We start from the raw sequence: 26,359 nt of genomic DNA, 5'->3' as shown, positions 1-26,359 counted from the left end.
AGGATTCCGGGGAATTGCGCAGTCGCCTGGTCGGGGAAGCAGGCTACTGCTTTACTTTGGCCTTTGCAATCGATCCGACGACGACTAAGGCGTAATGTTGCGGGTCAAGATACTGCTTGGCTACCCGGAGGACATCGTCCTTCGTGACCTTTTCGATCGCTTTCGGGTAGTTCGTAAAATAGTCCAATCCCAGATTATAAAATTCCACCTGCGCGAGGACGTTGGCGAGCTTGGCGCTTGAATCGACGCGCAGCGGGAAGCTTCCGACGATAAAAGACTTCGCTTCATTGAGCTCTTGATCTGTCACCGGGGCATCGCGGATTCCTTTGACCTCTGCCAGGACTCCCGTGATGGCTTGATTCGTGACCTCGGTCCTCGTCTGTAAGCTGATGAAGAAGGCCCCCGGCAGCAAGCGGGAATCGAATTGGCTCATGATGCCGTAAGCAAGCCCTTGTTTATCCCGGATGGAGTCCATCAGGCGGGAGGAGAACCCGCCGGCCCCTAAAATGTAATTCATGACCGTGACGGCATAATAATCTGGATTGGTCCGGCTGATGCCGGTATGTCCCAGGATAATGGTCGATTGCGTGAGATCTTTTTCAATCAGCTGCACCATTTTACGATCGATCGGCGCCGGCTTTTTGAGCTGGTAGGGCGAAGGCGTGCCTTTCTTCCAAGAGCCAAAGTGTGTCTGAACCAATGTGGCTGCCTGCTCTTGCGTCAAGTCTCCGACAATCACCAGAATCGTCTGATTCGGCAGATATTCCCGGGCATGGAACTGTTGGACATCGGCCACCGTGATTTTATTGAGGGTGTCCTCCGCGCCATGGGCCGGCCAACTATAGGGATGGCCGTGAAAAATCAATTGGTGAAAGGCCTTCATCGCCACGTTGCCGGGGTCGTCGTCATCGCTGACGATTTCACCGAGAATTTGGGTGCGGACCCGTTCGAATTCCTGCTTATGGAACGCGGGATGCTGCAAGACATCGGCGAGGAGGGCAAAGCCGAGGTCTGCGTCTTTCTTCAGCACGCGCGCTGACGCGGTGGTGAAATCTTCTGCGGCATGCGCCCCGAGCGACCCTCCCACGAAATCGATCTGTTCGGCGATCTGTCGGGACGTTCTTGTCTGAGTCCCTTCATCGAGAAGGCTGGCGGTAAGATTCGCCAAGCCGGCTTTGTCCGGCGGATCTTGCGCCGATCCCACCTTGACCAGGGCGTGGATTTCCACGGTTGGTAGAAAGTGTTGCTCGAGGAACAGCACGGTCATGCCGTTCGCAGTCACGGAACGGGTTGGAACAATGTCGGCGGCCTGTCCTTGATCGCCGGGCAGGCAGAGGGCCAGAACAAGAAGCCCGAGGAAAATCCGGCCTAGTGGCTGCTGGCTTCGAGATGAGAGTGGAGCCGGTTGTCGTGCCATCTGTATGTGCCTCACTGGTGCGGTTGGGCCGGTGAAGCTGATTGGGGTTGCGGGGGAAGGGGCATCAATGTCCCGGTGGTGCGCAGATCGGCGGTCAGATAGCGCGAGGCGACTCGCTGGACGTCCTGTGCCGTGACGGCGCGGGTACGTTCTACGAACTGGCTGACTTTTCGCCATCCAGCTCCGATGGTTTCAGCTTCCCCCAGTAGCATGGCCTGGCGAAAGTTGGAATCCTGTTCGAAAATGTGAGCGGCTTCGATTTGATTTTTTGCGCGTTGGAGCTCGAGTTCACTGGGTGGTTCCGCCTGGAGGCGCTGAATCTCTTTCAGCACGGCTTCCTCGACGGCTTCGATTTTTTCTCCCGGTTTCACCACCGCATAAAAATAAAATAAGCCCGGGTCAGCCTGCATCAATCCGTAATCGGCGCCCACCGCCAGGGCGGTCTTCTGCTCATAGACCAGACTTTGATAGAGACGCGCGCTTTTGCCGTGGGACAAAATCGATTCGAGCACGTTCAACGCATAGGAATCGTCGCTGGAATAATTGGGAACGCGGTAGCCCATCATGACGAAGGGCACCTGTGCTTCGCGTTTCAAAAGAAAACGGCGTTCGCCGTGTTGCGGGCCTTCGGTGACGGCCAGGGCTTTGGGCGAAGGACCTTTGGGAATCGGTTCGAACAGTCTGGCGATGACCGGCAGGAGCGTGTCCGCCTTGATGTCGCCGACGACGAGCAGGGTCGCGTTATTCGGTGAATAGTACGTGTCATAGTGGCGCTGGAGATCGTCGAGGCTCATGGCGTCGAGGTCGGAGAACCAACCGATGACCGGCCAGTGGTAGGGATGGCTCATGAATGCCTGTGCAAACAGCGCCTCGACCAATGCGCCTTGCGGGTCGTCTTCGTTGCGAAGCCGCCGTTCTTCCTTGACGACTTCCCGTTCGGTTTTCAATTCGTTGGCATCAAGAATCAGCCCTTGCATCCGGTCTGCTTCGAGTTCAAGGGCCAGCGTGACGCGATCGGCCGCCAGGTTTTCAAAGTACGCGGTAAAGTCCTGGCTGGTGAAAGCATTGTCCATACCGCCGTTTTTGCGGATGAGGCGGGAGAAGGTCCCTTTGGGATATTTCGCGGTGCCTTTGAACATCATATGTTCCAGCATGTGCGATAACCCCGCCCGGCCCATGACCTCGTTACGCGAACCGACCTTGTACCACACCTGCACGGTGGCCACGGGAGCCTTCGGGACCTCCACGAGGATGACTTTCATGTCGTTGGAGAGGGTGAACTCCTTCGGCTCGACGGCATGGGCGGTAGAGCCCTGGCTCGTAAACAAGAGGGCGCTCAGAAGCGAACACGCGAGAACTGAATGGCGGAGCGGCGATGGCCTGTGGGATGTGCTCGGCTTAGGCATGTCCGAAGATCATGCTAACAACGGGTCTGAATCTGTGTCAAGGCAACCGGGGCCTGGCTCATCTCAATCCGGCCCAGTTGGCCGCAGGCGCCGAGGACGTCGCGACCGCGACTCCGACGGAGGTAGGCATCAAGGTGGCCCCGGCGCAAGGTGTTCTGAAACATGTCGATGGCGGCATCCGACGGGCGTCGAAACGGGCTTCCTGGAAAAGGGTTGAAGGCGATCAAGTTGACCTTGCAGCGAAGCCCGCGGAGCAGCTTGATCAAGCGGATTGCATCCTCCGGCCGATCATTCACGTCCGCGAGCAGAACATATTCGAAGGTGAGGCGATCGCGATCAGCCAGCGGATAGTCGCGGCAGGCGGCCAGCAAGGCCTGGAGCGAATGGAGCCGGTTGGCCGCGGGCATGATCTGCTGGCGGAGTTCATCGGTGGTGGCATTTAAGGAAATGGCCAGGTTGACCTTCAACGGGGCCACATCTTTGATTCGCGAGGCGAGACCCGCAGTGGAAACGGTGATGCGGCGACCTGAAAACCCCAGCCCCCATGTCTGATCGGTGAGGCGACCGACGGCATCGGCCACGGCGTCGAGATTGGCCAGGGGCTCTCCCATTCCCATGAAGACCAGGTTCGTCAATCGTTGGTCGGCCTCCAAATGGTCTTGGGCCAGCAGGACCTGGTCCAGGATTTCATGGGCGCGCAAGTTGCGTGTGAGTCCCAATGTGCCGGTCAGGCAGAATCCGCAATCGAGCGTACACCCCACTTGCGTGGAAAGGCACAGCGTGAGGCGGTCTTCGTCCGGAATGAGGACGCACTCGACTTGCTTGTCGTCAGCCAGGGTGAGCACAAATTTCTTCGTGCCGTCCTGCGAGGCGAATAGGTGAACATCCGTCGCTCGTTCGATGCTGCAGGCGGAGGTGAGATACTCGCGGTCTTTCTGCGAGAGGTTACTCATCTCGGCAAAGGTGCGGACGCGTTCCTGATACAGCCAGCGAAGGATTTGAGATGCGCGATAGGCCGGCCATCCCAGCGACGCGACGAATGCAACCATGCCCGCTTCGGTCAAAGCCAGCAGGTTGTGACGAGTCGTAGTGTGCGAGACCATGCCGGAGCCTAGCACAGGGAAAAAACTTGTGACAAGCAACGCGAACCTAATCGCGTTTATGCGTGGTTACGTTATAATGGTGCCGGTTCACCTTCTGCGCAGGGGGATTGTGCGCGAACTACCTTGGCGGGCCAGTGTAGCGGCACTTGCCGCGTGGCTTCTTCTGTCGAGTGTGTTCTTGACGGCGACAGCTGAGTCTCCTCGCCCGTTGCCTGTTGCCCCTCCACTCTGTGTCTCCGCCGAAGATTGCTTTCGTTCGGCCCTCTCCGTCAATGATCGCTCCGGATCTCCGGATCAGCGCGAACAGGCGACAATGCTCAAAATCGACCAGCTGCGATCCGTGATGGAATTGTTTCCTTCAACCCCGTGGGCTCAGCGGGCTCGGGTTGTCCTGGGGGTTCTGTTGATTGAACGGGACCCGGGGGAAGCGGCGAAACTTCTTCGCGCGGCCCAGCCGGAGATGCCGGTGATCGACGATTATCTCCGCCTCTGGATCGCAGAGTCGTTGTTGAAGCAAAACGAGCCGATCCAAGCCGCCGAGTTGCTGGAGACAATTCCCAAGAGCGTGCCGGATTCGAACCTCATTGCGAAGGCTGCCTATCGCACAGGAGAGGCCTGGTATAGCGCAAATGTGTGTTTCCGCGCGGTGGACTGGCTGGAGCGCGCCGTGGCGCTTGCGGAGAAGGATCCGGCTGCTCCGATGGCCTTGTCCCATCAGGCCGACTGTCACATTCGCGAGAACCGGCTGCCGGAGGCGCGCGCTGCGTTCAAGCAGCTCTGGCTCCGTTATCCGCAATCAGCGGAGGCTCGGGAAGCGAAAACGCGATTGGATGGGGCGATAGGCGGAGAATCCTGGTTGCCGACTGCCGACGACTTTCTGATTCGAGCGCAGGCGTTTCTTGGACTCTCGATGCAAGCCGAGGCGGTGGAAGAGTTGCGCCGCTTCCTCTCGTTGGCGCCCGGACATGCCCGCCGATATGAGGCTCGCCTCAAATTAGGTGTTGCCTATGTCCGCCTGAAACAATATGACCAGGCCCGCGAAACGTTTCGCGGCTTAGTGGCCGATCGGGTGCAGGAATCGGCGGAGGCCACAGTATGGCTGGCCCGGGTTTATTTGCGGCAGAATCTTGGAGACAAACTCATTGAATTGGCGCGATCGGCAGCCCAGGGCCCCTTGGCCGGCGACCAGCGAGCGATGGTGCATTTGTTTGCCGGGGTGTGGTTAGAGGATCAGGGCAAGTTCGATGAGGCGATCGGCATGTTCCGTCAGGTCGCGAAACTAGGTGATTCAGCGAGTCAACGAGCTGAGGGGCTGTGGCGGGCCGGATGGGCCCAATACCGGACCGCGAGGTACAAGGATGCCACGGAAACCTTTCGTGCCGTCGTCGAGCTGCACGTCAATGGGTTTGAGCCTCAGGCGATGTATTGGGCGGCGCGGGCGGAAGAACATGAAAAGAACCAGCATGTGGGCGAGCAGTATGTGCGACTCTGTCAGCGCCACGCCTATAGCTACTACTGTCAACTGGCTGCGCGGCGAACGGCAATGCCGACAAACCAGCCGGTGGTCGCAGCAGCTGAACGTTCCACGGCCGAAGAAGCGGAACGGTTGCCGGAGAACCGGCGTCAGGAAATCGAAAAACACGCCGTCTACCGGCGCGGAATAGAGTTGAAGGTACTGGGATTTGCGCAAGATGCGGCGCGTGAACTGGGTGCGCTGACGGAGCAGTACAGCCGGGACCAGGATGTGCTGCTGGCCTTTTCGACGATGCTCAGCGAGGTGGGGGCCTATCATCCTGCCTTGCGGGTCGCGAAAGTTCATTTTCGCGAGAAGTTGGAGAAGAGCGGCTTGCCGACGGCGCCGGCCTTATGGACCGTAGCCTACCCCACCGGCCTCGTGCCGACGATTGCGGCCCAGGGGGTGACCGCCGTCGATCCCTACCTGGCCGCCGCCATTATTCGCGAGGAAAGCCAATACGATGAAAAGGCGGTCTCAGTGGTGGGGGCCGTCGGTTTGATGCAGCTGATGCCGGGGACAGCCAATGCGGTCGCGCAACGATACGGGTTTCCGGCGGTCGGGCGAGAGGAATTGTTTGACCAGGAAACAAATATCCGGCTCGGGGTGCGCTACTTGGGACAACTGCTCGAACAGTATGGCGGGAACTTCGCCCACGCAGTGGCGGCCTATAATGCCGGGCCGATTGCCGTGAATAATTGGATTGCGGTGCATCGGGGGCGTGATCAAGACGAGTTCGTGGAACTTATTCCCTACCAGGAGACCCGTCTGTACGTGAAACGGGTGTTGCGCAGTTACGGAGAATATCGCCGACTTCACGGTGCGTCATAGCCGGAGCGGTTTTCTTGACAAGGGGGAATGAACTTTCTATATTTCGCCCCCATTAACCACCATGTGCGACCATCACTTTGCTATGAGGACCTACCATGACTTTAGATCGTCTCGACGCTCTTGAAATTCGGATTCGTGATCTCGTGAAACTGGTGCAGGATCTCAAGCGGAAGAACACGTCGCTGGAGGACGAGCTTCGCCTGGCGCGTGAACGGGTCGCCGTGCGCGATGATGAAAACCGACGCTGGGAGCAGGAGCGCCTGGATATCCGATCCCGGATCGAAAAAGTGCTCGGCGAAATTGATTTGTTGGAGTGCCTGGATGAATCCAAGGAGGTGGCGTTTGACTAAAACCATTGACGTGGAGATCTATGGCCAGCGGTATGCCGTGAATGGCGAGGCCGACGAATCCTACGTGAAACAATTGGCCGACATTGTTGATAAACAAATGAAACAGGTGGCGGCCGGAATGCGGTCTGCCACTCCGGCCAAATTGGCGGTCCTTGCCGCATTCAATCTTGCTCATGAGTTGATGGAATTGGAGCGACGGTTCCGGCAGGGCGAAGCGGACGCGGACCGCCGCGTGGCGTCCCTCATGGAGTCGATCGATCAGCAGATGCCGTCCATCCTCTCGCGGTGAGTTTCGCCTTGCTTTCACTGCAGTCCTTTGTTATCGTTTCCTCGTTGTATTGACCTGAGGGTCAACAAGAGCAGGAGAGGAAAGGACGCTTCGACTAAGGACGGAAAATCTGACGACGGTATTTGAGCTCTAAACATATGGAATCGCTGGTTTTTGTTCTGTTGTTCAGTGTGGTCGTGATCGTATGGATGAGTCAGGAGGCTCGGTCCTCCGTGCCCATGCGACAAGTGTGTCATCAACGAACGTTGATGGTCGGGGACCAGGGGCCCACCAGAATTTGGGGGCTTTCGCCGTGGCATGAATATGCAACAATTCGAACCCGGCGGCAGAGGTCTGCTCCTGTGCGAGCTGGCCGAAGAAATGATTCAGGTCGAGGCCGACCACTCCTCTACTTGAAGTAGCGACGGCGATTCCACATGGCGGTTTCACTGGCTCAAGTAGTCAGCAAGTAATCAGATAGTGTTCCTTCCTGTCTAGCTATTCCTTGCCCTCACTCCCTGCTCCCCTATGCCACTGGCTGCGATTATTTGCAGGGTGACAGTGTGTCTGTCCCGCTGCCGTAAGGGAGGTGGTTCCCATTTCTCTCAGCGTTGTTGCGTACATTGTTATCGGGTTAGTTGGAGCGGTCTTGGGGGCCGGTCTGTACGAAGTGTTGCGCCGACGGTCGGCCATCACACGACGGGCCGAGGCCGAGGACCAGTCAGCACAGATCGTACAATCGGCTCAGCGCGAGGCGGAAAATCTTGTAAAAGAAGCCAAGCTGGAAGCCAAGGACCTCGTGTTCCAGGCACGAATCGAGCTGGAAAAAGAGCAGAAAGCGAAGCTCGCTGAAGTCACCAATGTGGAGCGGCGGGTGTCTCAGCGCGAAGAGGGGCTGGACAGGAAAGTCAGCCTGCTCGAGAAGCGGGATCAGGAGGCGCTCAAGCGGGAGCAGGACCTCCTTAAGCGGGAAGAGGTTCTGACTCAGAAGGATGCGGCCTGCGCACAGGCGCTCAAGCAGCATCGCGAGGCATTGGAGCGGGTGGCCGGCCTCACCGCAGAAGAAGCCAAGCGTCAGTTGATTCAGGAGATGGATAGTCAGGCTCGCTTGGAAGCTGCCGGGTTAGCGAAGCGCCTGCTCGAAGAGGCGAAAGAAAACGCCGACCGTGAAGCGCGGGAGATCATTGCTTCTTCGATTCAGCGCGTCACCCGTGATTATGTGAACGAGGCCACGATTTCGGTGGTGCCGATTGCGAATGATGCCATGAAAGGCCGGATTATCGGCCGTGAAGGGCGAAATATTCGCGCTATTGAGGCGGCCACGGGTATCGATCTCATTATCGATGAGACGCCCGAGGCGGTGATTATCTCAGGCTTCGACCCGCTGCGCCGTGAGATTGCCAAGGTGTCGCTTGAGCGGCTCATGCACGATGGCCGGATTCATCCGACCCGTATTGAAGAAATCGTCGAAAAAGTGAAGGTCGATATCGAGAAGCTGATGATCGAAGAGGCGGAAAAGGTCATCTTCGAGGTCGGGTTATCGGATTTTCATCCCGAGTTGGTCAAGGTGCTGGGGCGGCTCAAGTATCGAACCAGTTACGGCCAGAACAACCTGTACCATGCCCGTGAAGCGGCCTACATTTGCGGCATCATGGCGTCAGAATTGAAGTTGGACGTCAAACTCGCGAAACGCGGGGCCCTGCTGCACGATATCGGCAAAGCGGTGAGTCACGAGGAAGAGGGGCCGCATGCCATGCTGGGCGCGGAGATCGCCAAGAAATACGGCGAAAACGCCAAGGTGGTCAATGCTATTGCCGCGCATCATGAGCAGGTCGAGCCTATTTGCCCGGAGACGGTATTGGTCGCAGCGGCGGAAGCGCTGTCGGCCGCGCGGCCCGGCGCTCGCCGTGAAGCGTTGGAATCGTATGTGAAGCGGTTGGAGAAATTGGAGTCGCTGGCGACCGTCCACAAGGGCGTACAGAAAGCCTATGCCATTCAGGCCGGACGGGAAATTCGTGTGATTGTGAAGCAGGAAGATCTCACGGATCCGGAATGTTTTCAGCTTTCCCGGGACCTGGCCAAGAAGATCGAGCAGGAGTTGACATACCCAGGGCAAATCAAGGTCACGGTGATCCGGGAAAGCCGGTTCGTCGATTTTGCGAAGTGAGCGATCGGGCATGAAAGTACTGATGATTGGAGACATCATGGGCGAGCCGGGACGACGGTCCGTGGCTCGCCTGCTGCCGAAACTCATTGCCAACCACTCCATCGACGTCGTGGTCGGCAACGGCGAAAATGTGGCTGGCGGATTCGGCATCACGCCTGATCTGGTGGATGATCTCTTTGACCTCGGGGTGTCGGTCATCACCACGGGGAACCACGCGTGGGATAAGAAGGAAATTCTGGACGTGTTTCCCCGCGAACCGCGTCTCTTGCGTCCTGCCAACTATCCGGCGGGGGTGCCCGGACGGGGCAGCTACATCTTTACGACGCCGGGCGGGGAGTCGCTGGGCATTCTCCATCTCATGGGTCGAGCATTTATGCCAACGATCGATTGTCCGTTCCAGGTTGCAAAACGCGAGGTCGAGCAGCTCAAGACGCAGGTGTCGGCCATTGTCGTCGATATGCATGCCGAGGCATCTTCTGAAAAGATGGCGATGGGACATTATCTGGACGGGTTGGTCACCGTCGTGGCGGGAACCCATACTCACGTGCAGACGGCGGATGAGCAAATTTTGCCAAAGGGAACGGCCTACATCACCGATATTGGCATGACCGGTCCATTGCATTCGGTGATCGGCATCAAGAAAGAATTGGCCATCGAAAAGTTTCTCACGGGGATGCCGCGCCGGTTTGAGGTGGCGTCGGGGCCAACGGTGTTCTGTGCGGTCCTCGTTGATCTGGATGCCACGCTTGGCAAAGCGGTGTCGATCGAACGCATCCGAGTGATGGATTGACCTGCTCCCGGAATCATTCCCTTCCGCTCGGTGAGATATGACCGGGCACAACCTTACGTTGCCGTTGCTGCTTTCTGTGTCCGATGTGACACGGCTCATCCGGAATTCTCTGGAAGATCAATTTCAGGATGTCTGGATCGAGGGGGAAATCTCGAATCTTCGTGCGCCATCCTCCGGTCACCTCTATTTCACGCTGAAAGATAGCCAGAGCCAACTTCGCGGGGTGTTGTTTCGGTCCGGCGCCTTACGGCTTCGGTTTGCCCTGCAGGAAGGCCTGGCCGTGATTGCGCGCGGTCGCATCTCGGTGTACGAGCCGCGCGGTGAGTACCAACTGATTGTCGAGTCCCTTGATCCGAAGGGAGTCGGCGCGCTTCAACTGGCATTCGAGCAGCTCAAGGAGCGGTTGTCTCAGGAGGGGTTGTTCGATGAGTCGCGCAAACGGAGGTTGCCGTCATTTCCAAGGACAGTAGGCGTGGTCACCTCGCTGACTGGGGCGGCGATCCGCGATATTGTGGCGGTGCTTCGACGCCGTTGCCCCGTCGTCAATATTCTTATCGCCCCTGTTCCGGTTCAGGGCGAAGGCGCGGGCGCGCAGATTGCCGCGGCGATCAGCGTATTGAGTGCAATGCCGCAGGTGGAGGTGCTGATTGTCGGACGTGGCGGCGGCGCTTCGGAAGATTTGGGGGCGTTTAATGAAGAAGCGGTGGTTCGTGCCATCGCCAGGTCCAGGGTACCGGTAGTCTCCGCTGTGGGGCATGAAATCGATGTGACGCTCTCGGATTTTGCAGCGGACCATCGTGCCGCCACGCCTTCGGCGGCAGCGGAGGCGGTGGTGCCCGTGCTGGATGAGATCATGGAACGGTTGGATGAATTGGCCCGTCGTCTGCGCCGTCTCGTGGACACTCTGCTGCAGGTGCAGCGGCACCGGTTTGAGCGGTCGCTTAGCATCCTGGGCGAGGCGCGCTTTCGGATACAGACGCAGGCTCAGCGGCTCGATGAACTTCGGGACGGATTAACGCGCGCATTGACCGTACAGCTGACGGTGTTGCATCGTGAAATGGTGGAACGCCGCCACCTTCTGATCGCGCAGGGCCCGCGCGATCGGATTCAGGGGTCGTTGGTAGTCATTCCCCAATTGTGCAAGCGCTTGGAGCAGGAAGCCCGCCGCGGGCTCATGTCCAGACGGCAGTCGGTTGCGATACAGCTAGCCGCGCTCGACGCGCTCAGCCCGTTAGGCATTTTGCAACGCGGGTTCAGCATTGTTCGTACCATGTCGGGCGGGAGGATCGTGCGGCGGGCGGCCGATGTGGCGGTGGGAGACGCTGTTCAGATCAAACTCGCCGAAGGACAGTTGGTGTGTGAGGTGGAAAAGGTGGTCCCCCCGTCGATGCCTTGACCGCACCGGGGGCGCAGGCAATAATGTTTCGGGTAATGGATGAGCAAAGGGAGTGGTTGTGGCTGCTGTGAAATTCGAATACGCGATGGCGAGATTGGAAACGATCGTCGCCGAACTTGAAAAGGGAGACCTTCCGCTCGACGATTCGTTGAAGATTTTCGAGGAAGGGATTCGGTTGTCCAAGACCTGTCTCAAAATGTTGGAGGACGCCGAACGGAAGGTGGAGATTTTGGTGCAGGAGAAAGACGGGAAAAAGCGCATTCAAGCCTTTTCTCCTGGTGAGGATGAGTCAGAGAACCCACAGTAGCCGTCCGAGCCATGCGCGGGCCGCTAGACGGCCTGCGGCCGCCGTCGTCGAACTTCCTTCACAGTATGACCCAGAAAATTCGTCCACAACGGGAACGGCTTGATCGGGCGCTGGTCAGTCGAGGTCTCGCCGCCAGCCGGGAAGATGCGGCCCGACTGATCCTGGCCGGTCTGGTCCGTGTGGATGGAATCGTCATCGACAAGGCGGCAAAACCGACATTGCCGGATGCGCTGGTGGAGGTGACCGGGTCGGGCTCTCCCTATGTCGGGCGCGGGGGAGAAAAGCTGGCCGGCGCGCTGAATCAATTTCACATCGACCCGAGCGGGATGGTGTGTTTCGATGTGGGGTGTTCGACCGGAGGTTTTACCGATTGTCTGTTGCAGCGAGGGGCGACTCGTGTGTATGCGGTGGACGTGGGATATGGTCAGTTTGAGTGGCGGCTTCGGCAGGATCCACGAGTTGTCCTGATGGAGCGGACCAACGTCCGGTATCTTGAACCGGGCGCGATCGCTGAACCGATCGATTTAATCGTGATCGACGTCTCATTCATTTCACTCACCCTCGTGTTGCCTGCTGTCATCTCCCATCTCACCCCTGCTGGTTCTATCATCACGCTGATCAAGCCGCAGTTTGAGGTGGGGAAAGGGCTCGTCGGGCGGGGAGGGATCGTGCGGGATGACGGGTTGCGGGAGGCGACGGTGGAGAAGGTTGTGGCTTGTGCGATGCGTCTTGGATTGGAGCTGGCAGGTCGCATGGAATCTCCGATCGAAGGCCGTAAAGGTAATCGCGAATTCCTCGCTTGGTTTCGGCGCAAGATATGAACTGACTTTGGTAGGGCCGGTCTCGCATGGCGGTCGTGGCCATAGGGACCCGTGGGACTAAATCAGGACGAAAACACTTTGAGGAAGCGGGCAGAGGGTGTAGGCTGAGTTTCGATGATGCAGTCGGGTGTTGTTAGTACGGCTGATGAAGGAGAGGCGAGGAGACGTATGAAAGTCTTGGTTACCGGAGGGGCTGGATTTATCGGATCACATGTCGTGGATCGGTTGCTCCAGGAGGGTCACGACGTCGTGGTGGTCGATAATCTTGTAACGGGCAAGCGAAAAAACGTTCCCAAGGCGGCGCAATTCTACAAACTGGACATCGAGAATCCGAAACTGGAGCGGGTGTTCCGCAATGAGCGGCCCTCGGTGGTCTTTCACCTGGCGGCACAGATGAATGTTCGACGTTCAGTCGAAGATCCTCTGTTCGACGCACAGGTCAATGTGCTGGGGACGTTGAATGTCTTGGAGCAGGCATCCAAACATGGCGCGAGAAAGGTTATCTTTTCGTCATCCGGGGGGGCGATTTACGGAGAACAACTGGCCTTTCCAGCACCGGAAACGCATATCACTCAACCGCTCTCCCCCTATGGAATCAGCAAATTATGCGGGGAGCATTACCTCTCTTACTACCACCGGATGAGTGGCATTCAGGTGGTGAGTTTGCGGTATGCCAATGTCTATGGGCCTCGCCAGGATCCTGAAGGCGAAGCGGGCGTCGTAGCCATTTTCATTCAGAAAATGCTGCGAGGGGAGCAAGCTGTGGTGAATGGGAATGGCCGCCAAACCCGTGACTTCGTCTTTGTCGAGGACGTCGTCGAGGCAAATTTGATGGCGATGGGTCCTCAGGTTGAGGGTGTGTACAATGTGGGGACCGGCATTGAGACGTCGGTCAATGACCTCTTCCGAGTCGTCGTTGACCTGACCAAGGTTGAATTCAAGGAAGTGCACGGTCCGGCCAAACGCGGTGAGCAAGCAAGGAGCGTCATTGACTGCACAAAACTCCAACGCACGCTCGGGTGGGAGCCGAGGGTCGACTTGCGGGAAGGATTGCGGCGAACCGTAGAATTTTTCAGAGATGGACTTGGCTGATCTCCTGAGCTAATAGCGGGGGACGGATGAGTCGACCTGGACAGACCAGGCATCGATTCCCCCGATCAGGTTTTTCACGTTTCCAAACCCTTGCTGTAACAGAAACCCCGTCGCATCCGCGCTTCTCATCCCGTGGTGGCACACGGCGATAATTTCGGCGTTACGGTCCAATTTCCCAAGGGATTGTTGAAGAGTTGCCAGCGGCACCAGGACGGAACCCTCCAGCTTGGCAATGGCGTATTCCCAAGGCTCTCGAACATCTACGAGCACAAGTTTGTCACCTTTATCCAACCTCGATTTGAGTTCTGTGGGTGTAATTGTAAAGCTCATCGACGGACCTCCATCTATACTGAGATGATCGGATCATAAGGACCCGGAAAAGGGGTGTCAACCCTGGCCGCGTCTGGCTAGAGGGTGTCTCTCAAGGCCGGAAGGCTTCACTCCGAAGAAGAGCAGTGGCAATTAGCGTGCGGGAGTTTTGCTTTCTAAATGTGAGGGGCGGGAAAATCCTGCATGGTGAGACTGGCCGTTTTTTGCTTGTTTGTGCAAATCCTGCCTAGAATTGGTCAAGGAATCGTGCCTCGAACTGGGTCTGAATAGTATGTAAGACGTTGATTTGTATCGTGTTATTGGTTGTCTGTGGCTGGCATAGGCATGCAATTTGCTTAACTTCTTAAGATGACGGGGGAGATGTGGATGCGCAAAGTTCAGAGATCGTGGTGTTGGTGACTGCCTCCACCTATGAAGAAGCCGAGAAGATGGGACGGATCATTGTCGAATCCAGGCTTGCTGCTTGCGCCAATGTAGTGGGGGGGATGCGATCAATTTTCCGATGGGATGACAAGATCAGTGTCGAGAATGAATGCTTGATGATCATTAAAACAACCCAACAGCGATATTCAGAGCTTGAAGCGACGATTCGGCAGCACCACAGCTATACTGTCCCCGAAATTATCGCGTTGCCGGTCATTGCGGGCTCGGTCTCCTACCTGAACTGGATTAGGAGTGAAACTTCTAAGTAGTTGATTCTGATGATAAACTTTTTGCAACAAAGGGTTGACCATCGGACTTGAGATGGGTACACTGCAAAAGTCCGTGGTTGCAACGAAGCTGAATCCGTGAAGGGGAGAGCGCCCTATGAGCCAACAAACGGCCGAAACAAGTGATGCCTATACTGTCGTGGTGTTTCGAGGATCCTCCTCCAAGCCGCTACGGTTTAGTTTTCCACGGAAATTCGTACGTAAGCTCTTGATCCTGGCTGCAATTCTGATTGTGGCCGATCTGCTCGTTGTGTCCCATTATGTGATTCGAACCGGAGAAGTCTGGCAATTATCGGCCTTTCGAGCTGAGGCCATGGGTGCACGAGAGCAAACTGCTGCCTTTTCTGCCGCAATCGATGATCTCAAGAAGAGAATTTCAGCTATGGGGGAGGTCAATCAACGGCTCCGGGTCATGCTCGGGATTGATGCGTCGAAGCCGGTCGGCGATCTAGCTAACGGACGGGGTGGTGAGGATGGTCCACTGCCCGATGGAAAGAGCAGTGTTCAAGGAAATGGACCGGCTGCTTCAGGGCCGGGGGCTAGGCAGCAGGTATCGGAGCTGCGGGATAACAACCAATCCGATCTTGAGTTCTCCACCGAGAGCATTGAAGAGGTGACCCAGCAGGTTCGCGAAAGTTTAGACGCCCTCGTGCGGGAAGCCACGCAACAGGAAGAAGCCCTTCAAAGTCTGACACAAATAGCCGAGCAGCGCTCCGCCCAGTGGGCTTCCACTCCCTCAATCTGGCCGGTTCGCGGCTGGGTGACGTCAGGTTTTGGGCCCAGGGTCTCGCCGTTCACGGAGAAGCCGGCCTGGCACGATGGCCTTGATATCGGCGCCCAGGCGAATGCTCCAGTCCAGGCTCCCGCCCTTGGTCGTGTGGTCACGGTAGCATTTGATTCAAAAATGGGGAATATGGTGAAGCTGGATCACGGCTATGGCATTGAAACCGTGTACGGGCATCTTGCCAAGTCCTTGGTGAAAGAAGGTCAGCGCGTGAAGCGCGGAGATGTCGTTGCTCTTGTTGGCAGCACCGGCCTTTCGACCGGGCCACATCTCCACTACATGATTAAGAAGAACGGCCAGGCGCTTGATCCGACGAAATTCATTCTCGATTAGGTCTTCACCATCCCTCGGGTTTTCTCTTCCGCGCTTCTACCGTAACGTCCAATCTTCTCGATTCCATCTTCAATAGCCCCACGATCCATTCTTTGCTTCACCACATCTGAGCAGGTTTTTGTGCGTCATCAGTCGGGTGAGGGGCATGGTATACTTCGCGCGCTCTGAAGACGTTCCTTTGAGGAGACATGGTATGACCGACCTTGAAATAGCCCGATCTGCCACTCACAAGCATATTTTCGAAGTCGCACAAACGTTAGGTATCTCTTCCGAAGATCTCATCCCTCACGGCAGATACAAAGCCAAGATTGCTCCCCATTTTGCTTCGCGAGTGACGAAGAGACCGCTCGGGCGGTATATCCTCGTCACGGCCATTAATCCGACGCCGCTTGGGGAGGGTAAGACGACGACCTCCGTCGGATTAAGCATGGGCCTCTGTCGATTGGGCCACAAAGCTGCTGTTACGTTGCGGCAGCCTTCTCTGGGGCCGGTGTTTGGCATCAAAGGCGGAGGAACAGGCGGGGGGCGAGCGCAGGTATGGCCCATGGAGGACATCAATCTGCATTTCACCGGCGATGCCCATGCTGTCTCGGCGAGCCACAATCTGCTATCGGCGTTTGTGGATAACCACCTCTTTCACGGCAATGTGCTCAAGCTGGATCCACAAAAAATTAGCTGGCCTCGCACGCTGGGCGTGAGCGATCGAGCGCTCCGCGACATCATTCTGAGCGCGCAAACGGGATCACGAGCGGGGCAGTTTGTCATCACCGAGGCGTCGGAGATCATGGCGGTGTTAGCGCTGGCCAAGGATCATGCCGATCTGCGTCAGCGCCTTGGCAGAATCCTTGTTGGTCTGACGGAGAGTGGTGCCATGACCACAGCCGAGGCATTTGGTTGTGCCGGTTCGATGGCCGTGTTGCTGAAGGATGCCTTGCTCCCGAATCTGGTGCAGACCTTGGAAGGCACGCCCGCATTTGTTCATGCCGGACCGTTTGGCAACATCGCTCATGGCAATTGCTCTGTTGTCTCGGATCAGTTGGCGCTCCGTTGCGCGGAGTATGTCATTACGGAAGCCGGTTTTGGCAGCGATTTAGGAGCGGAGAAGTTCTTCAATATCAAGTGCCGCACATCCGGTCTTCGGCCCGATGTCGGAGTCGTTGTGGCAACGTTGCGTGCCCTGAAGCTGCATGGGGGAGGGGGGACAGTGAAATCCGGGACACCGCTCCCATCGGGATTAACGGGAACGAATCAGGCCGCCCTGGAAAAAGGGTTTGCCAATCTGGAACAGCACATTGCGAATGTGCGAGCCCACGGTGTGCCCGTGGTGGTGGCGGTCAATGCGTTCAAGGATGATTCGACCGCTGAATTGAACTGGGTGTGCGAACGCGCGCTGGTTGCCGGGGCCTCGTCGGCTGCCGTGTCGACTCATTGGGCCGATGGCGGAAAAGGCGCGGAGGAACTTGCGCGTGCGGTTGTCAAGGTCGCGGCGCAAGGATCACAATTCACGCACCTCTATGAGGCAACCTGGCCCATCAAGAAGAAGATCGAGACCATTGCGGCGACAATGTACGGCGCGGTAGGTGTGTCGTATTCGACTCAGGCGGAAACGGACATCGAATTGGCGGCGCGATTGGGATTCGAGCAGTTTCCCATCTGCATGGCGAAAACGCCGTTGTCGCTCTCCCATGACCCGGCTCTCAAAGGGCGACCATCCGGCTTTACCGTGCCTATCCAGGAGTTGCGAATCCTGTCCGGTGCGGGCTTTCTCACGGCCGTGTGTTCGGGGATTCAACTCATGCCGGGGTTGCCGAAAAAACCGGCCGGTGAACGCATCGATATCGATCCGCGGTCCGGCGAGATCGTTGGGCTGGCGTGATTCAACTTAGCGTTGTTTGAGAAAGCGGAAGTATTCCGAGTCGGGACTGACGAGGATCGTGGTCTTGTCTTTGAGGGTTTTGCGATACGCTTCCATGGTGCGCGTGAACTCAAAGAAATGCGGGTCCTGGCGGTACGCATCCGCGTAGATTTTGAAGGCCTTGGCATCGCCGCCGCCCCGAAGCTCTTCTGATTCGCGATAGGCTTCGGCAAGGATAATCTCCCGGTCCTTCTCGGCTTCCGACTTGATCTTCTGCGCTTCTTCGGCGCCTTCCGCGCGATATTGCTTGGCTTGCCGTTCCCGTTCCGCCTGCATACGTGAGAAGACGGCCTTCTCGTTTTGCTCGGGAAGGTCTGCCCGCTTGATCCGCACATCTTGAATCTCAATCCCGTACGCCGACGCCTTTTCATTGGCGCGTTGGGTCACCACGGCCATGAGTTGCGCCCGGGTCGACGACACAATTTCCGCCAGGTCGTGTCGGCCCAGTTCGACTCGCAGCTCCGAATAGATGATGTCGTGTAAACGCTGCAGCGCGCCACGCTGGCTTTGGAAGGCTTGGTAGACCTTGAGGGGATCGGTGATCCGCCATTTGGCAAAGTTATCGAGGAGAAGGGTCTTTTTGTCCTGCGTGATCACGTCCTGCGCGTTGGAATCATAGTCCAGCAGGCGCTTATCGAAATAGGTGACCTCTTCAATGAAGGGCACTTTCAGGTACAGGCCGCCTTCGGTGACATTTCGGACCGGCTTGCCGAGCTGCACCACAATGGCATTCTGGGTGACGTCGACAATGTAGAAGGGTGAAGCGCCTAGAACCAGCAAGCCGATGACGATGCCGACAAAGGCGATAGCAAATCCCTGCTTGCTCATGGGGTACGCTCCTGCGCCGCGCCGGCCGGGGCCGGTTTATTGAAACGATCCAACGGGAGGTACGGCAGGGTCCGCTCTCCGCCTTTGCCATCCATCACGAATTTATCGATGTGGGGAAGCACGTCTTCAAGCGTCTCGATGTAGATTCGCTTGCTGATAATGTCTTTTGCCTGGTTGTACTCCTTGAGGGTGGCAAGGAAGCGATTAGCTTCTCCCTGGGCGCGATTCAATCGCGCCTGCGCATAACCCTTGGCTTGATTCACCAACTGCGCTGCCTCTCCCTTGGCTTTAGGGGTGATGTCGTTTCGATAGCCCTGGGCCTGGTTGATGAGTTTTTCGCGATCTTCTTTGGCGTTGGTCACGTCTTTAAATGCCGCGGCCACGGCTTCCGGGGGATCGACGTCCTGTAATTGGACGGCGGCCACCTGCACGCCGGTTTTGTATTCATCTAGAATGTGCTGGAGCAGTTCCTGCGTGTCATTCTGGATCTGTGCTTTGCCGGTGGTCAGGGCTTCGTCGATTTTGCTCTTGCCGATGACCTCCCGCATGGACGCCTCAGCCGCCTTTCCGATCGTCTCGTCGATGTCTGCGACATTGAACAAATACTCGCGGGAACTTTTGATCTTGTATTGAACGATGAATTCAATGGCCAGAATGTTCATGTCGCCGGTCAGCATCAAGGCTTCTTGCGGAATCATCTGCTGACGGCCCTGCCGATCGGTGCGAAACCCGACTTCCACCCGATGCAACTTCGCCACCTTGGGCTGCAAGACGCTTTCGACCACAGGAATTTTCACATGTGGCCCCGGTTCCACGACTCGAACCGGGATCCCGAATCGTTTGACGACGCCCTCTTCGTCGGGAGCCACAATAAACGCGCTTTGCCAGATGAGGAACACGGTGAGGGCAACGAGGAGCAGATTGCGAAATCCGCCGGTCGGCAGCAGGTTACGAAGTTGGCCCTGGGCCTGCTTAAAGGCTTGATCCAAATCGTCGCCCTTTTTGCTCCAAGGGTCTTTAGGGTCCCAGACCATCGCGTGGTTTACCTGTTTGGGGTGGTGAAGATGCGGATGGGTCACCTTAACAAAGTGGGGACGTGTGAGCAATACTTAAGATGTGAGGAAGGTGCGGATGGCGGAGAGGCACGGTGTTCAGTGCGACTAAGGCGCCTGTCGTTGGCGTTCCAGTTCGGCAATCCGCGTTTCCAATTGTTTGATCAGATCCAGGAGCCGTTGTTGCGTTTCACCAACCGTGGCAGCTGTCCTGTCGATGGCCGGTTTGGGGGGATCGGGTGGGGAGCCGGGAACAGCCGTGTCTGGAGATGGTGCAGCGAGGGCCCGGTTGGCCTGTTCAAGCTCTGCGATTCTGCGCGTGAGGTCCTCAATCGTCTGGCGCTCCGCGTTTTCGCTCGAAGAGTGAGGCTGACGGGTTTCGCTGTCGGCCTTTTGTGATGCCGGCCGGGAATGGTCCGAAAGAAAAGGCGCATAGGCAATTGAGAGCGTTCGCTCCGGGTATCGGACCAGACTCCCCGATCGGGTCTGATTTTGATAGGCAGGCTCCTTGAAGAATAGGGCGAAATCCTGCTCTCCGATTGAAACACAGGGAGACGTCCTGGCGTACCGCACCGTCTCCCTCACGTCACCGAGGCGATCGGTGGCGCCGACATCGGATAGGCTGGCGCGCACCGGGTGTCTAAAATTAAAGAGGGCAATCGACAGCACCTCGCCTCGAATGGACAAGGCGCCAGACGTGACGATGCCGCGAGAGTCGGACGCGGGTGCGGTCAACAGGAACACCACAACTTCTTCGGGAGTGGCCAGTGCAAATGCTTCCTGAATAGGGAGGGTCAGCCGGTCGAGGTCGCCATCGGCAAAGAGTCGCGGCGTTCCGTGAGCGTGGACAAACGAGTTGAGCAGCCCGACCTTTTCGCGGGCGAGCAATGAGACGAGTAGCGTCCGAATCTGCTGGCCACTGAGTTGAATGGGGTGGGAAAACGGCGTTGCTTCCGAGCCGGCCGCACAGGTGTGCGCCGGTTGCAGGCGAACGAGGAGTTCGCTGGTGTCGTGGATGACTCGCGGTGGGGGTCCTATCGTGGCGCAACCGGTGATGGAGGCGGCGAGCATGATGGCACGCGCGACGTCCGCCGCACGACGTCTGAACCTGTGGGCATGAGACTGTGCAGAAGGCGACACGTTAAGCCTGATTCGTCGGGACAAAGGTCACGTGCTCGTTCAGCCCCGGCATGGGTCCAACTTTTCGAATGCCTGCTTTGGTTCCCTTGTAGTACGGGATCGTGGTTGCCGGGTCGACATAATCGGTCGTCAAACTGTTTAGCCAGCCTTTCGGGTGCTCGAATAACATAAACACATGTCCTGGCGCATTCGAGTCGGTCACGACGGCCATCGCCGAGACTGCTCCATAGGGATTGAACAGTTCGATCAGATCGCCGTTGGCGATGTCGAGGCGTTGGGCATCCTGCGGATGAATTTCCACGTGCGGGAACGGTTCGCGGCCCATCACATAGGGTTTCCGGGCGTCGTCATAGAGGGTTTGCCAGCCGTGATTGGCCCGCCCATTGTTCACCCAGAACGGATATCGGCTATCATTCATGAGTGCCTGAATCTGTGGGGGAAAGCCTGGCCAGGCTGAAGGAATAAACGTGAACCGCTTCTCGTCCATGTAGAGGCGGGTGGTGCCGACCGGTATGCCGTTCTTCATTCCCTGTACGGGTGTTTGCACGCCGTTTGTGCCGAGTGCCTGCAGCATGGCATAGGTCGTGTCCCCATAGTCTTCCTGCGCACCCTTCACGCCGGCAGCGGCAGCACGAAAGACCTCTTCGTCGCTGGTCCAGGTGAATCCCGAAAAACGAGTGGCCATCTCCGTCTTGCCTTCGGCACGGTAGGCGGACTCTAGCCGTTGCGCCATGCGCGCCATGATTTTCCAATCCGGTTCGGCGATTCCTGGCGCGTCCATGAACTGCTGATAGAGCCGGAGTCGCCGTTCGCCGTTGATTGAGGTGAGATTCATCTCGCCCCATTGTGCGGCGGGTAAGACGAGATGGGCATACTGAGCGGTCTCAGTCGGGTAAATGTCCTGCAGGATAAGAAACAGGCCTCCCTTGTCGAGGGCGGCCATGACGGCCGCCACCTTGTCGTCGAGGCTGCCGCCGCTCGTTGCATCGAGCGCCTGATTCACGAGCGCGGTACGTTGGGCGAGGGCGGTGCGGAATTGTTGCGCATTCAAGGTTCCGCCCACGGGATTGCAGCCGGCGACCCAGAACACTTTGGAGGCTCCGCCTTTCACGGCGACTTCATCGACATTGACCGGCGGGCGTTGCCCCGGATATGGCGGCCGACTGTAGCCTTCCTGATGTCCGCCCAATCGACCGCAGCCGGTGCCAGGCTTACCGAGGTTGCCGGTGAGCAGCGCAAGGTCGACGACAGACGCCACATTTTCATAGTTCTTCAGCCCCCAGATCAGTCCCTTCTCGTACAGGAAGAGGGTGCGGCGTCGTGCCATTGCCGCCTTGGGTTTGGCGATCCATTCGGCCGCCTGCATCATCTGGGCTTTCGAGATGCCGGTCAGCCGCACCGCCTCGTCGAGACTCTGTGCGAGATTTGTCTGCTGGAAGCTCGAAAAGTTGTTTGTCCGTCGAGTAATGAAGTCCTGATCGTGCCAGCCCTGTTCGTGTATCAGGCGTGAGAGCGCATTGCAGAGGGCAATGTCGGTGCCATTGTTGATCTGCAGATGCAGGACGTTGTCCTTTCCCGCATGCGCTTCCGCCACGGCGACCGTCGATGTTCGCCGCGGGTCCACAATGATCATTTTGCCTCGCGCAGGTGTCTCCCCCGGCAACAGGTGTTGCTTGAGCGACAATGTTGCCCCGCCGAGATTGGGCAACATATGCTCGAGAAAGTAGATTGACTGGGTTTCATAAGAGTTGGCCCCGATCAGCACGATCGTATCGGCCAACTCGGCGTCGAGATACGCTGAAGGAAGAGGGGCGATTCCGGCGTCATCGGAGGCGAACACCTCGCTGTTGTATGCGGGACGGTTGTGGATCGAGGCCATTTTCGTGCCGATGCCGGTGAAGAAAAAGGACCCGATGGCCCAGTTATTCTCGAACCCTCCGCCTCCGCCGCCGTGGTCAAAACACTTCATGGCGATGGCATCCGGCCCCCATGTGTCCAGATTGGCTTTGATCACGCGGGCGCCCAGCTCGATCGCATCCTCCCAGGTCGTGGGCAGGCGGCTGCGACCGCGATACACCAGCGGGTGAGTCAACCGGTCCGCCGTGGGACGGTCTGGCGCGTAGAGCACGTCGCCATGCGTGCCGCCACGGATGGAATGGTTCCCGTTGTTCACGACGCAGTCTTTGTCCGGCAAGACGACAAGGTTGAATCGTTGGCCGTTTCGTTCCGTGATGACACTGTGCATCGCCGGTGAGATCCAGGTTCCGGCCTGTTCAGGCTGCGGAGTCCTGTAGTCGGCTTGCAAGGCATTCTGATGTGGCAGCGGCCCGCCTTCTTTTCCCAGCGGCCATTTATAGACCTTGTAGCCGCAGCCGACGATGCAGTAGGAACAGACGGTCGTAAACTGTTGGGCATCGGCCGGAGGAACGGGAACCCGGTCTTCGCCATGATAGATCGAACTCATACGCGAGATCTCCTCTTCGTGCGGTCCCCGATTAGGCCAAGACGTTCGCCTGGCGCCCGTACAGCAAGCCTCTGATTCCCACGGCAAACACGTCGCCTGCTGCATCGACTTCGAGTTCGAGCTGGGGCAGATTATCCGTCGCTTGTCCGATGACCAAGAGGCCTCCCTTCTCAGCGTCAAACATGGCGTAATGGAGGGGGCAATGAAATGTTGCGGTGTCCGGCCGAAAGCTCAGGGTGCCGCCCATGTGCGAGCAGCGTCGGCTGAACGCGACGATGTCACGGTCCGGGCCGACCCCATTGACCGCGGGCCGTCCGAGTTTTAACAGCACGACCGGCGAGGCCTGATCCGGATAGGTGCTCAGCTGTTCACGACCGATTTTCAGTTGTCCGATGGACGCCAGTTTCATGCGAGGATAGGGAAGGGTGGTTTTGAGCGTGGCGAGTTCCCCGCTCTCGGTAGCGTGAGTGAGCGACGGGAGGGCATCGGCCGCACAAGCTCCACCGACTACACAAGCCCCCAATTTCAAGAAGCGTCTTCGTGAGATCTCACTCATCATGTCCTCCTGATAGTTCCCGCAGCGCCGTCGCTACAGGGCGTATTGGAAACGGGAAAAGACTTCGTAAATCGAACGTTCAACGCTAGTCGCTTGGGTCCGGTTGGCGAGGAATCCGCCCATGGAGGCATAGGCGGCTCCGATATCAAGATTCAGATTCTTCGCAATGTTATAGGTCAGCATGGCGCCTGTTTCGGTACCCATGTAATTGGTGCCGCCGCGGGCCCCAAACTCGCGGGATCGAGCCGCAGCAAAATAGGCGCTTTCCAACGTGCCGGTCAGTCGGGGCACGATGGGGAATTTCAACTGGGCCTGCACCGTCATCAGACCGGCTCCGCCGTTATTCAGGTTGACGCCGAAATCATTCACGTCACCCGGAGCGTTCGCATTGAAAATATGTGAATAACCCCAATAGCCGTTGGTGCCCAGAATGGCCTCCGGCGTGGTGAATTGGTTCGACGTCTGTCCTGCCTTGTCACCGGACGCATAGAGGGCGAACAGATTGAAGGTCGTCGGCCCGATGGGGATCGATCCTTCAAACTTGCTTGAATAGCCGGTGTGGTTGTTGCCCGTCAGCCCTGTGCCGATTCGGCCGCTATTGAGCATGAGGTACGCGTTCCATGCGCCGCCGAAGAGGCCGCCCGATGCCGTCAGCGCGGCCCAGTTCTCATGTGTATCTCCGATGGAGATGTTTTCAGTCTTGCCCAAATTCAAACTATAGAAGTGTCCGCCGACTTTCATGTCATAGGCGCCGAGCTTGACGGGTCGGTTGTAATCGGCGACCCACATGTCGCCGTCTTTGCCGAAGCCAGTTCCAATGGTGCCGGCTTTCAGGTCGGAGGCAATCCGGTAAAACCCGAGGCGGTAGTCGCCGTCGCCCACTTTCCCGCCCAGCGAGGCGCCGCCGACGAAGAAGTCCCATTCACCGTCCCACAAGACACGGCCCACCTGGTCGATGGTCGGAAGAATGCCGACCACCAGCGTGTGATTTTCAATCGGGCTGACGTAGACATACCCGTAGCGGATGCCGCGAGCCTGCAGGCGATTGAAGGCATTCGGGGTGCCGTCTGCGTTGGCGCCGTTTTCTCCGCGAGGGTCGCTGGCTGCCGGACTCGATCCGCCGAAACCGCCTCGATACTCCATTTGCATATAAGCGCCGACGTTGCTGGAATCCTTGTGTTGAAGGTCGAGCGCGAGGCGCATGCGTTGACGAAAGAAATCGTAGCCGGTAGTGTCCCCATAGTTGAGTTTGCCGGTGCCGTTTCCTGCCGTCGGCAGGCTCCCGTTATTGATGCCGCTGGGAATATTGCTGGCATTGTACATGACGCGATATTGCGCCCAGACGCGCAGTCGGAGATTTTCCACCGGGACGGCATAGGCATTCTCATTCGCCGGCTCCGGGAACGGGAGGTTGTCTGCCTGCGCCGGGAGGACGAGGGACAGTATGAGTGCGCCGAACAACAAGACGCGTGCAAGTGCTGTGAAGGCGGATAACCGAGGACGATGCATGAGCAGGCATGGCTCCTTTGTGTGAGGTGTCGAGATCGCATCGAAGCGGTACTGATACATACATGCATGGAGATGTGTCTATACGTTTCGTCGAAGGATGAGCCGCGCGAGCCATTCGAGATAGAGCAGCATGGTTACGAGAAGCGCGAAAGGAGTACGTACGCCAGAGCGGCGAAGCCTCCGGCAGCGGGCACGGTGATGACCCAGGCCAATACCATGTCGCGCACGGTCGTCCAACGTACCGCAGTGAAGCCTTTGAGGAGCCCGATGCCGATAATCGCGGAACTGCTGACATGAGTTGTTGAAACCGGCAATCCCAGCCAGCCGGAACAGAGCACGAGCGTCGAAGTGGTGAGGTTCGCCGTCAATCCCTCCGCATGGTCCATGCGCGTGACCTTTTCGGCCAGCACCTCGGTGACGCGTAATCCGCCCAAGTAACTGCCCAGGCCCATCGCGAACGCCACCCCTCCGAAGGCCGAGAACTGAAACCACAGGCTGGGCCAAGTTGCCGTCGTGCTACCGAGCAGGAGCATCGCGACGATTTTTGGCGCGTCGTTGGTGCCGCGCGCGAAGGACGCGAGCCCGCTGGAAAGCCAATGGACCGTATCGAGCCCCACGGACAATCCCCGCAGCCCTGCGCGGTCACATTGAGCCGGCACCGCGACGACCGGCTGGCCAAATCCCGTGCTCTGAAAAAGCGTTCGCGTGCTCCCGCGAGCGTCAATGGTGAAGAGTGCGCGCGAGGCGGGCATCAGGCAGAGACACGCTCCTCCCCATTTTTCCGCCGACTGGCGCACAGCAGGGTGCAATAGCAGCGAGAGGCCGAAGGCGAGAAAAGGACTGAGTAGCAAGGGCAACGCGATTTTCTTGCCGATGGCCTCCCACAACAACCCTTCTCCCGCAAACGCTACCAGCCCGGTTCCCACGATGGCGCCGGTGAGCGCATGGGTTGTCGACACGGGGAGGCCGGTTCGTGATGCCACGAGGACCCAGGCCATCGCGCCGAACAGAATAGCCAGAGCGATGGTGGGCGAAAGGCTCGTGCCGGTTTGCAACAGCCCATTGCTGAAGGTCTTGACCATCGCTCCGGCGACCAGGGTGGCGAATCCGGCTCCGGCGATGGTCCAGGCTGTTCCCCATAGAATCGCCGTGCGGTAGTTGGTGACTCCGCTGCCGACCAATGTCGCGATGGCTTTCGAGACGTCATTGGCGCCGTTGGCATAGGCCAACGCCAACACCAGCGCAAAGGTCAGAAAAGAAATATCCATGCGGTCTCC

At 57.9% G+C, this 26,359-nt stretch carries 23 protein-coding genes; 12 read left to right on the top strand and 11 right to left on the bottom strand.

Annotated features, from left to right (window positions below):
* Nucleotides 1–43: 43 nt before the first annotated feature.
* Genes GDA65_00770 through rlmN form a run of 3 tightly spaced genes read right to left on the bottom strand, consistent with a single transcriptional unit; the run spans nucleotide 44 to nucleotide 3,926 of the window.
* Nucleotides 44–1,417 (bottom strand): hypothetical protein, encoded by a 1,374-nt coding sequence (locus tag GDA65_00770; GenBank protein ID MBA5861230.1) that lies wholly within the window; start codon nucleotides 1,415–1,417, stop codon nucleotides 44–46.
* Between the two features lie 11 nt (nucleotides 1,418–1,428).
* Nucleotides 1,429–2,823, bottom strand: a complete 1,395-nt coding sequence (locus GDA65_00765; protein ID MBA5861229.1) for an insulinase family protein — start codon at nucleotides 2,821–2,823, stop codon at nucleotides 1,429–1,431.
* Nucleotides 2,824–2,837: 14 nt separating this feature from the next.
* Nucleotides 2,838–3,926 (bottom strand): 23S rRNA (adenine(2503)-C(2))-methyltransferase RlmN, encoded by a 1,089-nt coding sequence (gene rlmN / locus GDA65_00760; protein ID MBA5861228.1) that lies wholly within the window; start codon nucleotides 3,924–3,926, stop codon nucleotides 2,838–2,840.
* Between rlmN and GDA65_00755 the strand changes: the two genes are divergently transcribed.
* The 9 genes from GDA65_00755 to GDA65_00715 all read left to right on the top strand — a co-directional run bounded on the left by GDA65_00755 (nucleotide 3,925) and on the right by GDA65_00715 (nucleotide 13,461).
* Nucleotides 3,925–6,270, top strand: a complete 2,346-nt coding sequence (locus GDA65_00755) for a transglycosylase SLT domain-containing protein (protein ID MBA5861227.1) — start codon at nucleotides 3,925–3,927, stop codon at nucleotides 6,268–6,270. The genes rlmN and GDA65_00755 overlap by 2 nt on opposite strands.
* A 95-nt stretch (nucleotides 6,271–6,365) precedes the next feature.
* The gene (zapB, locus tag GDA65_00750) at nucleotides 6,366–6,620 is read left to right on the top strand and encodes a cell division protein ZapB (GenBank protein MBA5861226.1); all 255 of its coding nucleotides are present in this window, start codon (nucleotides 6,366–6,368) and stop codon (nucleotides 6,618–6,620) included.
* Nucleotides 6,499–6,909, top strand: coding sequence for a cell division protein ZapA (zapA, locus tag GDA65_00745; GenBank protein ID MBA5861225.1), 411 nt, complete (start codon nucleotides 6,499–6,501; stop codon nucleotides 6,907–6,909). The genes zapB and zapA overlap by 122 nt, the downstream gene beginning before the upstream one ends.
* Nucleotides 6,910–7,477: 568 nt before the next feature.
* A complete protein-coding gene (gene rny, locus GDA65_00740) occupies nucleotides 7,478–9,055 on the top strand; it encodes a ribonuclease Y (protein ID MBA5861224.1) in 1,578 nt (525 codons plus the stop codon).
* Between the two features lie 10 nt (nucleotides 9,056–9,065).
* Nucleotides 9,066–9,845, top strand: coding sequence for a TIGR00282 family metallophosphoesterase (locus GDA65_00735; protein ID MBA5861223.1), 780 nt, complete (start codon nucleotides 9,066–9,068; stop codon nucleotides 9,843–9,845).
* Between the two features lie 37 nt (nucleotides 9,846–9,882).
* The gene (locus tag GDA65_00730; GenBank protein MBA5861222.1) at nucleotides 9,883–11,241 is read left to right on the top strand and encodes an exodeoxyribonuclease VII large subunit; all 1,359 of its coding nucleotides are present in this window, start codon (nucleotides 9,883–9,885) and stop codon (nucleotides 11,239–11,241) included.
* Nucleotides 11,242–11,299: 58 nt separating this feature from the next.
* Nucleotides 11,300–11,548, top strand: a complete 249-nt coding sequence (gene xseB, locus GDA65_00725) for an exodeoxyribonuclease VII small subunit (protein MBA5861221.1) — start codon at nucleotides 11,300–11,302, stop codon at nucleotides 11,546–11,548.
* Between the two features lie 65 nt (nucleotides 11,549–11,613).
* The gene (locus GDA65_00720; protein ID MBA5861220.1) at nucleotides 11,614–12,369 is read left to right on the top strand and encodes a TlyA family rRNA (cytidine-2'-O)-methyltransferase; all 756 of its coding nucleotides are present in this window, start codon (nucleotides 11,614–11,616) and stop codon (nucleotides 12,367–12,369) included.
* Between the two features lie 168 nt (nucleotides 12,370–12,537).
* Nucleotides 12,538–13,461 (top strand): NAD-dependent epimerase/dehydratase family protein, encoded by a 924-nt coding sequence (locus tag GDA65_00715; protein ID MBA5861219.1) that lies wholly within the window; start codon nucleotides 12,538–12,540, stop codon nucleotides 13,459–13,461.
* Nucleotides 13,462–13,470: 9 nt separating this feature from the next.
* Here the strand turns inward: GDA65_00715 and GDA65_00710 are convergent, their stop codons facing one another.
* Nucleotides 13,471–13,791: a rhodanese gene (locus GDA65_00710; GenBank protein MBA5861218.1), complete on the bottom strand. Its 321-nt coding sequence runs from the start codon at nucleotides 13,789–13,791 to the stop codon at nucleotides 13,471–13,473.
* Nucleotides 13,792–14,153: 362 nt separating this feature from the next.
* On the opposite strand from GDA65_00710, the gene GDA65_00705 reads away from it, so the two are divergent.
* The 3 genes from GDA65_00705 to GDA65_00695 all read left to right on the top strand — a co-directional run bounded on the left by GDA65_00705 (nucleotide 14,154) and on the right by GDA65_00695 (nucleotide 17,494).
* Nucleotides 14,154–14,483 (top strand): divalent cation tolerance protein CutA, encoded by a 330-nt coding sequence (locus tag GDA65_00705; GenBank protein ID MBA5861217.1) that lies wholly within the window; start codon nucleotides 14,154–14,156, stop codon nucleotides 14,481–14,483.
* A 115-nt stretch (nucleotides 14,484–14,598) separates the two neighbouring features.
* Nucleotides 14,599–15,618 carry a peptidoglycan DD-metalloendopeptidase family protein gene (locus tag GDA65_00700; protein MBA5861216.1) on the top strand — a complete coding sequence of 340 codons (1,020 nt, stop codon included), beginning with the start codon at nucleotides 14,599–14,601 and terminating at the stop codon, nucleotides 15,616–15,618.
* Between the two features lie 193 nt (nucleotides 15,619–15,811).
* Nucleotides 15,812–17,494 (top strand): formate--tetrahydrofolate ligase, encoded by a 1,683-nt coding sequence (locus tag GDA65_00695; GenBank protein ID MBA5861215.1) that lies wholly within the window; start codon nucleotides 15,812–15,814, stop codon nucleotides 17,492–17,494.
* Between the two features lie 6 nt (nucleotides 17,495–17,500).
* On the opposite strand, the gene hflC is transcribed toward GDA65_00695, so the two are convergent.
* The 7 genes from hflC to GDA65_00660 all read right to left on the bottom strand — a co-directional run bounded on the left by hflC (nucleotide 17,501) and on the right by GDA65_00660 (nucleotide 26,350).
* Nucleotides 17,501–18,361, bottom strand: a complete 861-nt coding sequence (hflC, locus tag GDA65_00690) for a protease modulator HflC (GenBank protein MBA5861214.1) — start codon at nucleotides 18,359–18,361, stop codon at nucleotides 17,501–17,503.
* The gene (hflK, locus tag GDA65_00685; protein MBA5861213.1) at nucleotides 18,358–19,395 is read right to left on the bottom strand and encodes an FtsH protease activity modulator HflK; all 1,038 of its coding nucleotides are present in this window, start codon (nucleotides 19,393–19,395) and stop codon (nucleotides 18,358–18,360) included. Before hflK ends, hflC begins: the two co-directional genes overlap by 4 nt.
* Before the next feature lie 126 nt (nucleotides 19,396–19,521).
* The gene (locus tag GDA65_00680) at nucleotides 19,522–20,484 is read right to left on the bottom strand and encodes a hypothetical protein (protein ID MBA5861212.1); all 963 of its coding nucleotides are present in this window, start codon (nucleotides 20,482–20,484) and stop codon (nucleotides 19,522–19,524) included.
* Nucleotides 20,485–20,554: 70 nt separating this feature from the next.
* Complete coding sequence (locus tag GDA65_00675; GenBank protein ID MBA5861211.1) at nucleotides 20,555–23,017, bottom strand: arsenate reductase (azurin) large subunit; 2,463 nt, start codon at nucleotides 23,015–23,017, stop codon at nucleotides 20,555–20,557.
* 31 nt (nucleotides 23,018–23,048) lie between these two features.
* Nucleotides 23,049–23,576, bottom strand: coding sequence for an arsenate reductase (azurin) small subunit (locus tag GDA65_00670; protein MBA5861210.1), 528 nt, complete (start codon nucleotides 23,574–23,576; stop codon nucleotides 23,049–23,051).
* A gap of 30 nt (nucleotides 23,577–23,606) precedes the next feature.
* On the bottom strand, nucleotides 23,607–25,082 hold the full coding sequence (locus GDA65_00665) for a hypothetical protein (protein ID MBA5861209.1): 1,476 nt from the start codon (nucleotides 25,080–25,082) through the stop codon (nucleotides 23,607–23,609).
* A gap of 134 nt (nucleotides 25,083–25,216) precedes the next feature.
* On the bottom strand, nucleotides 25,217–26,350 hold the full coding sequence (locus GDA65_00660) for an inorganic phosphate transporter (protein ID MBA5861208.1): 1,134 nt from the start codon (nucleotides 26,348–26,350) through the stop codon (nucleotides 25,217–25,219).
* Between the last annotated feature and the right edge of the window lie 9 nt (nucleotides 26,351–26,359).

This window comes from Nitrospira sp. CR1.1, assembly GCA_014055465.1.
GTDB lineage: Bacteria > Nitrospirota > Nitrospiria > Nitrospirales > Nitrospiraceae > Nitrospira_A.
This window is presented reverse-complemented; position numbering and strand designations above follow the sequence as displayed.

Bases quoted from the DNA above. Each gene is read 5' to 3' on its own strand.
- GDA65_00715 (MBA5861219.1), top strand. From the start codon at position 12,538: ATGAAAGTCTTGGTTACCGGAGGGGCTGGATTTATCGGATCACATGTC.
- rlmN (MBA5861228.1), bottom strand. From the start codon at position 3,926: ATGGTCTCGCACACTACGACTCGTCACAACCTGCTGGCTTTGACCGAA.
- GDA65_00755 (MBA5861227.1), top strand. From the start codon at position 3,925: ATGCCGGAGCCTAGCACAGGGAAAAAACTTGTGACAAGCAACGCGAAC.
- zapA (MBA5861225.1), top strand. From the start codon at position 6,499: ATGATGAAAACCGACGCTGGGAGCAGGAGCGCCTGGATATCCGATCCC.
- GDA65_00680 (MBA5861212.1), bottom strand. From the start codon at position 20,484: ATGCTCGCCGCCTCCATCACCGGTTGCGCCACGATAGGACCCCCACCG.
- hflK (MBA5861213.1), bottom strand. From the start codon at position 19,395: ATGGTCTGGGACCCTAAAGACCCTTGGAGCAAAAAGGGCGACGATTTG.
- GDA65_00665 (MBA5861209.1), bottom strand. From the start codon at position 25,082: ATGCATCGTCCTCGGTTATCCGCCTTCACAGCACTTGCACGCGTCTTG.
- GDA65_00670 (MBA5861210.1), bottom strand. From the start codon at position 23,576: ATGATGAGTGAGATCTCACGAAGACGCTTCTTGAAATTGGGGGCTTGT.
- zapB (MBA5861226.1), top strand. From the start codon at position 6,366: ATGACTTTAGATCGTCTCGACGCTCTTGAAATTCGGATTCGTGATCTC.
- GDA65_00720 (MBA5861220.1), top strand. From the start codon at position 11,614: ATGACCCAGAAAATTCGTCCACAACGGGAACGGCTTGATCGGGCGCTG.
- GDA65_00675 (MBA5861211.1), bottom strand. From the start codon at position 23,017: ATGAGTTCGATCTATCATGGCGAAGACCGGGTTCCCGTTCCTCCGGCC.
- GDA65_00730 (MBA5861222.1), top strand. From the start codon at position 9,883: ATGACCGGGCACAACCTTACGTTGCCGTTGCTGCTTTCTGTGTCCGAT.
- GDA65_00765 (MBA5861229.1), bottom strand. From the start codon at position 2,823: ATGCCTAAGCCGAGCACATCCCACAGGCCATCGCCGCTCCGCCATTCA.
- GDA65_00770 (MBA5861230.1), bottom strand. From the start codon at position 1,417: ATGGCACGACAACCGGCTCCACTCTCATCTCGAAGCCAGCAGCCACTA.
- hflC (MBA5861214.1), bottom strand. From the start codon at position 18,361: ATGAGCAAGCAGGGATTTGCTATCGCCTTTGTCGGCATCGTCATCGGC.
- GDA65_00660 (MBA5861208.1), bottom strand. From the start codon at position 26,350: ATGGATATTTCTTTTCTGACCTTTGCGCTGGTGTTGGCGTTGGCCTAT.
- GDA65_00735 (MBA5861223.1), top strand. From the start codon at position 9,066: ATGAAAGTACTGATGATTGGAGACATCATGGGCGAGCCGGGACGACGG.
- GDA65_00700 (MBA5861216.1), top strand. From the start codon at position 14,599: ATGAGCCAACAAACGGCCGAAACAAGTGATGCCTATACTGTCGTGGTG.
- GDA65_00710 (MBA5861218.1), bottom strand. From the start codon at position 13,791: ATGAGCTTTACAATTACACCCACAGAACTCAAATCGAGGTTGGATAAA.
- GDA65_00695 (MBA5861215.1), top strand. From the start codon at position 15,812: ATGACCGACCTTGAAATAGCCCGATCTGCCACTCACAAGCATATTTTC.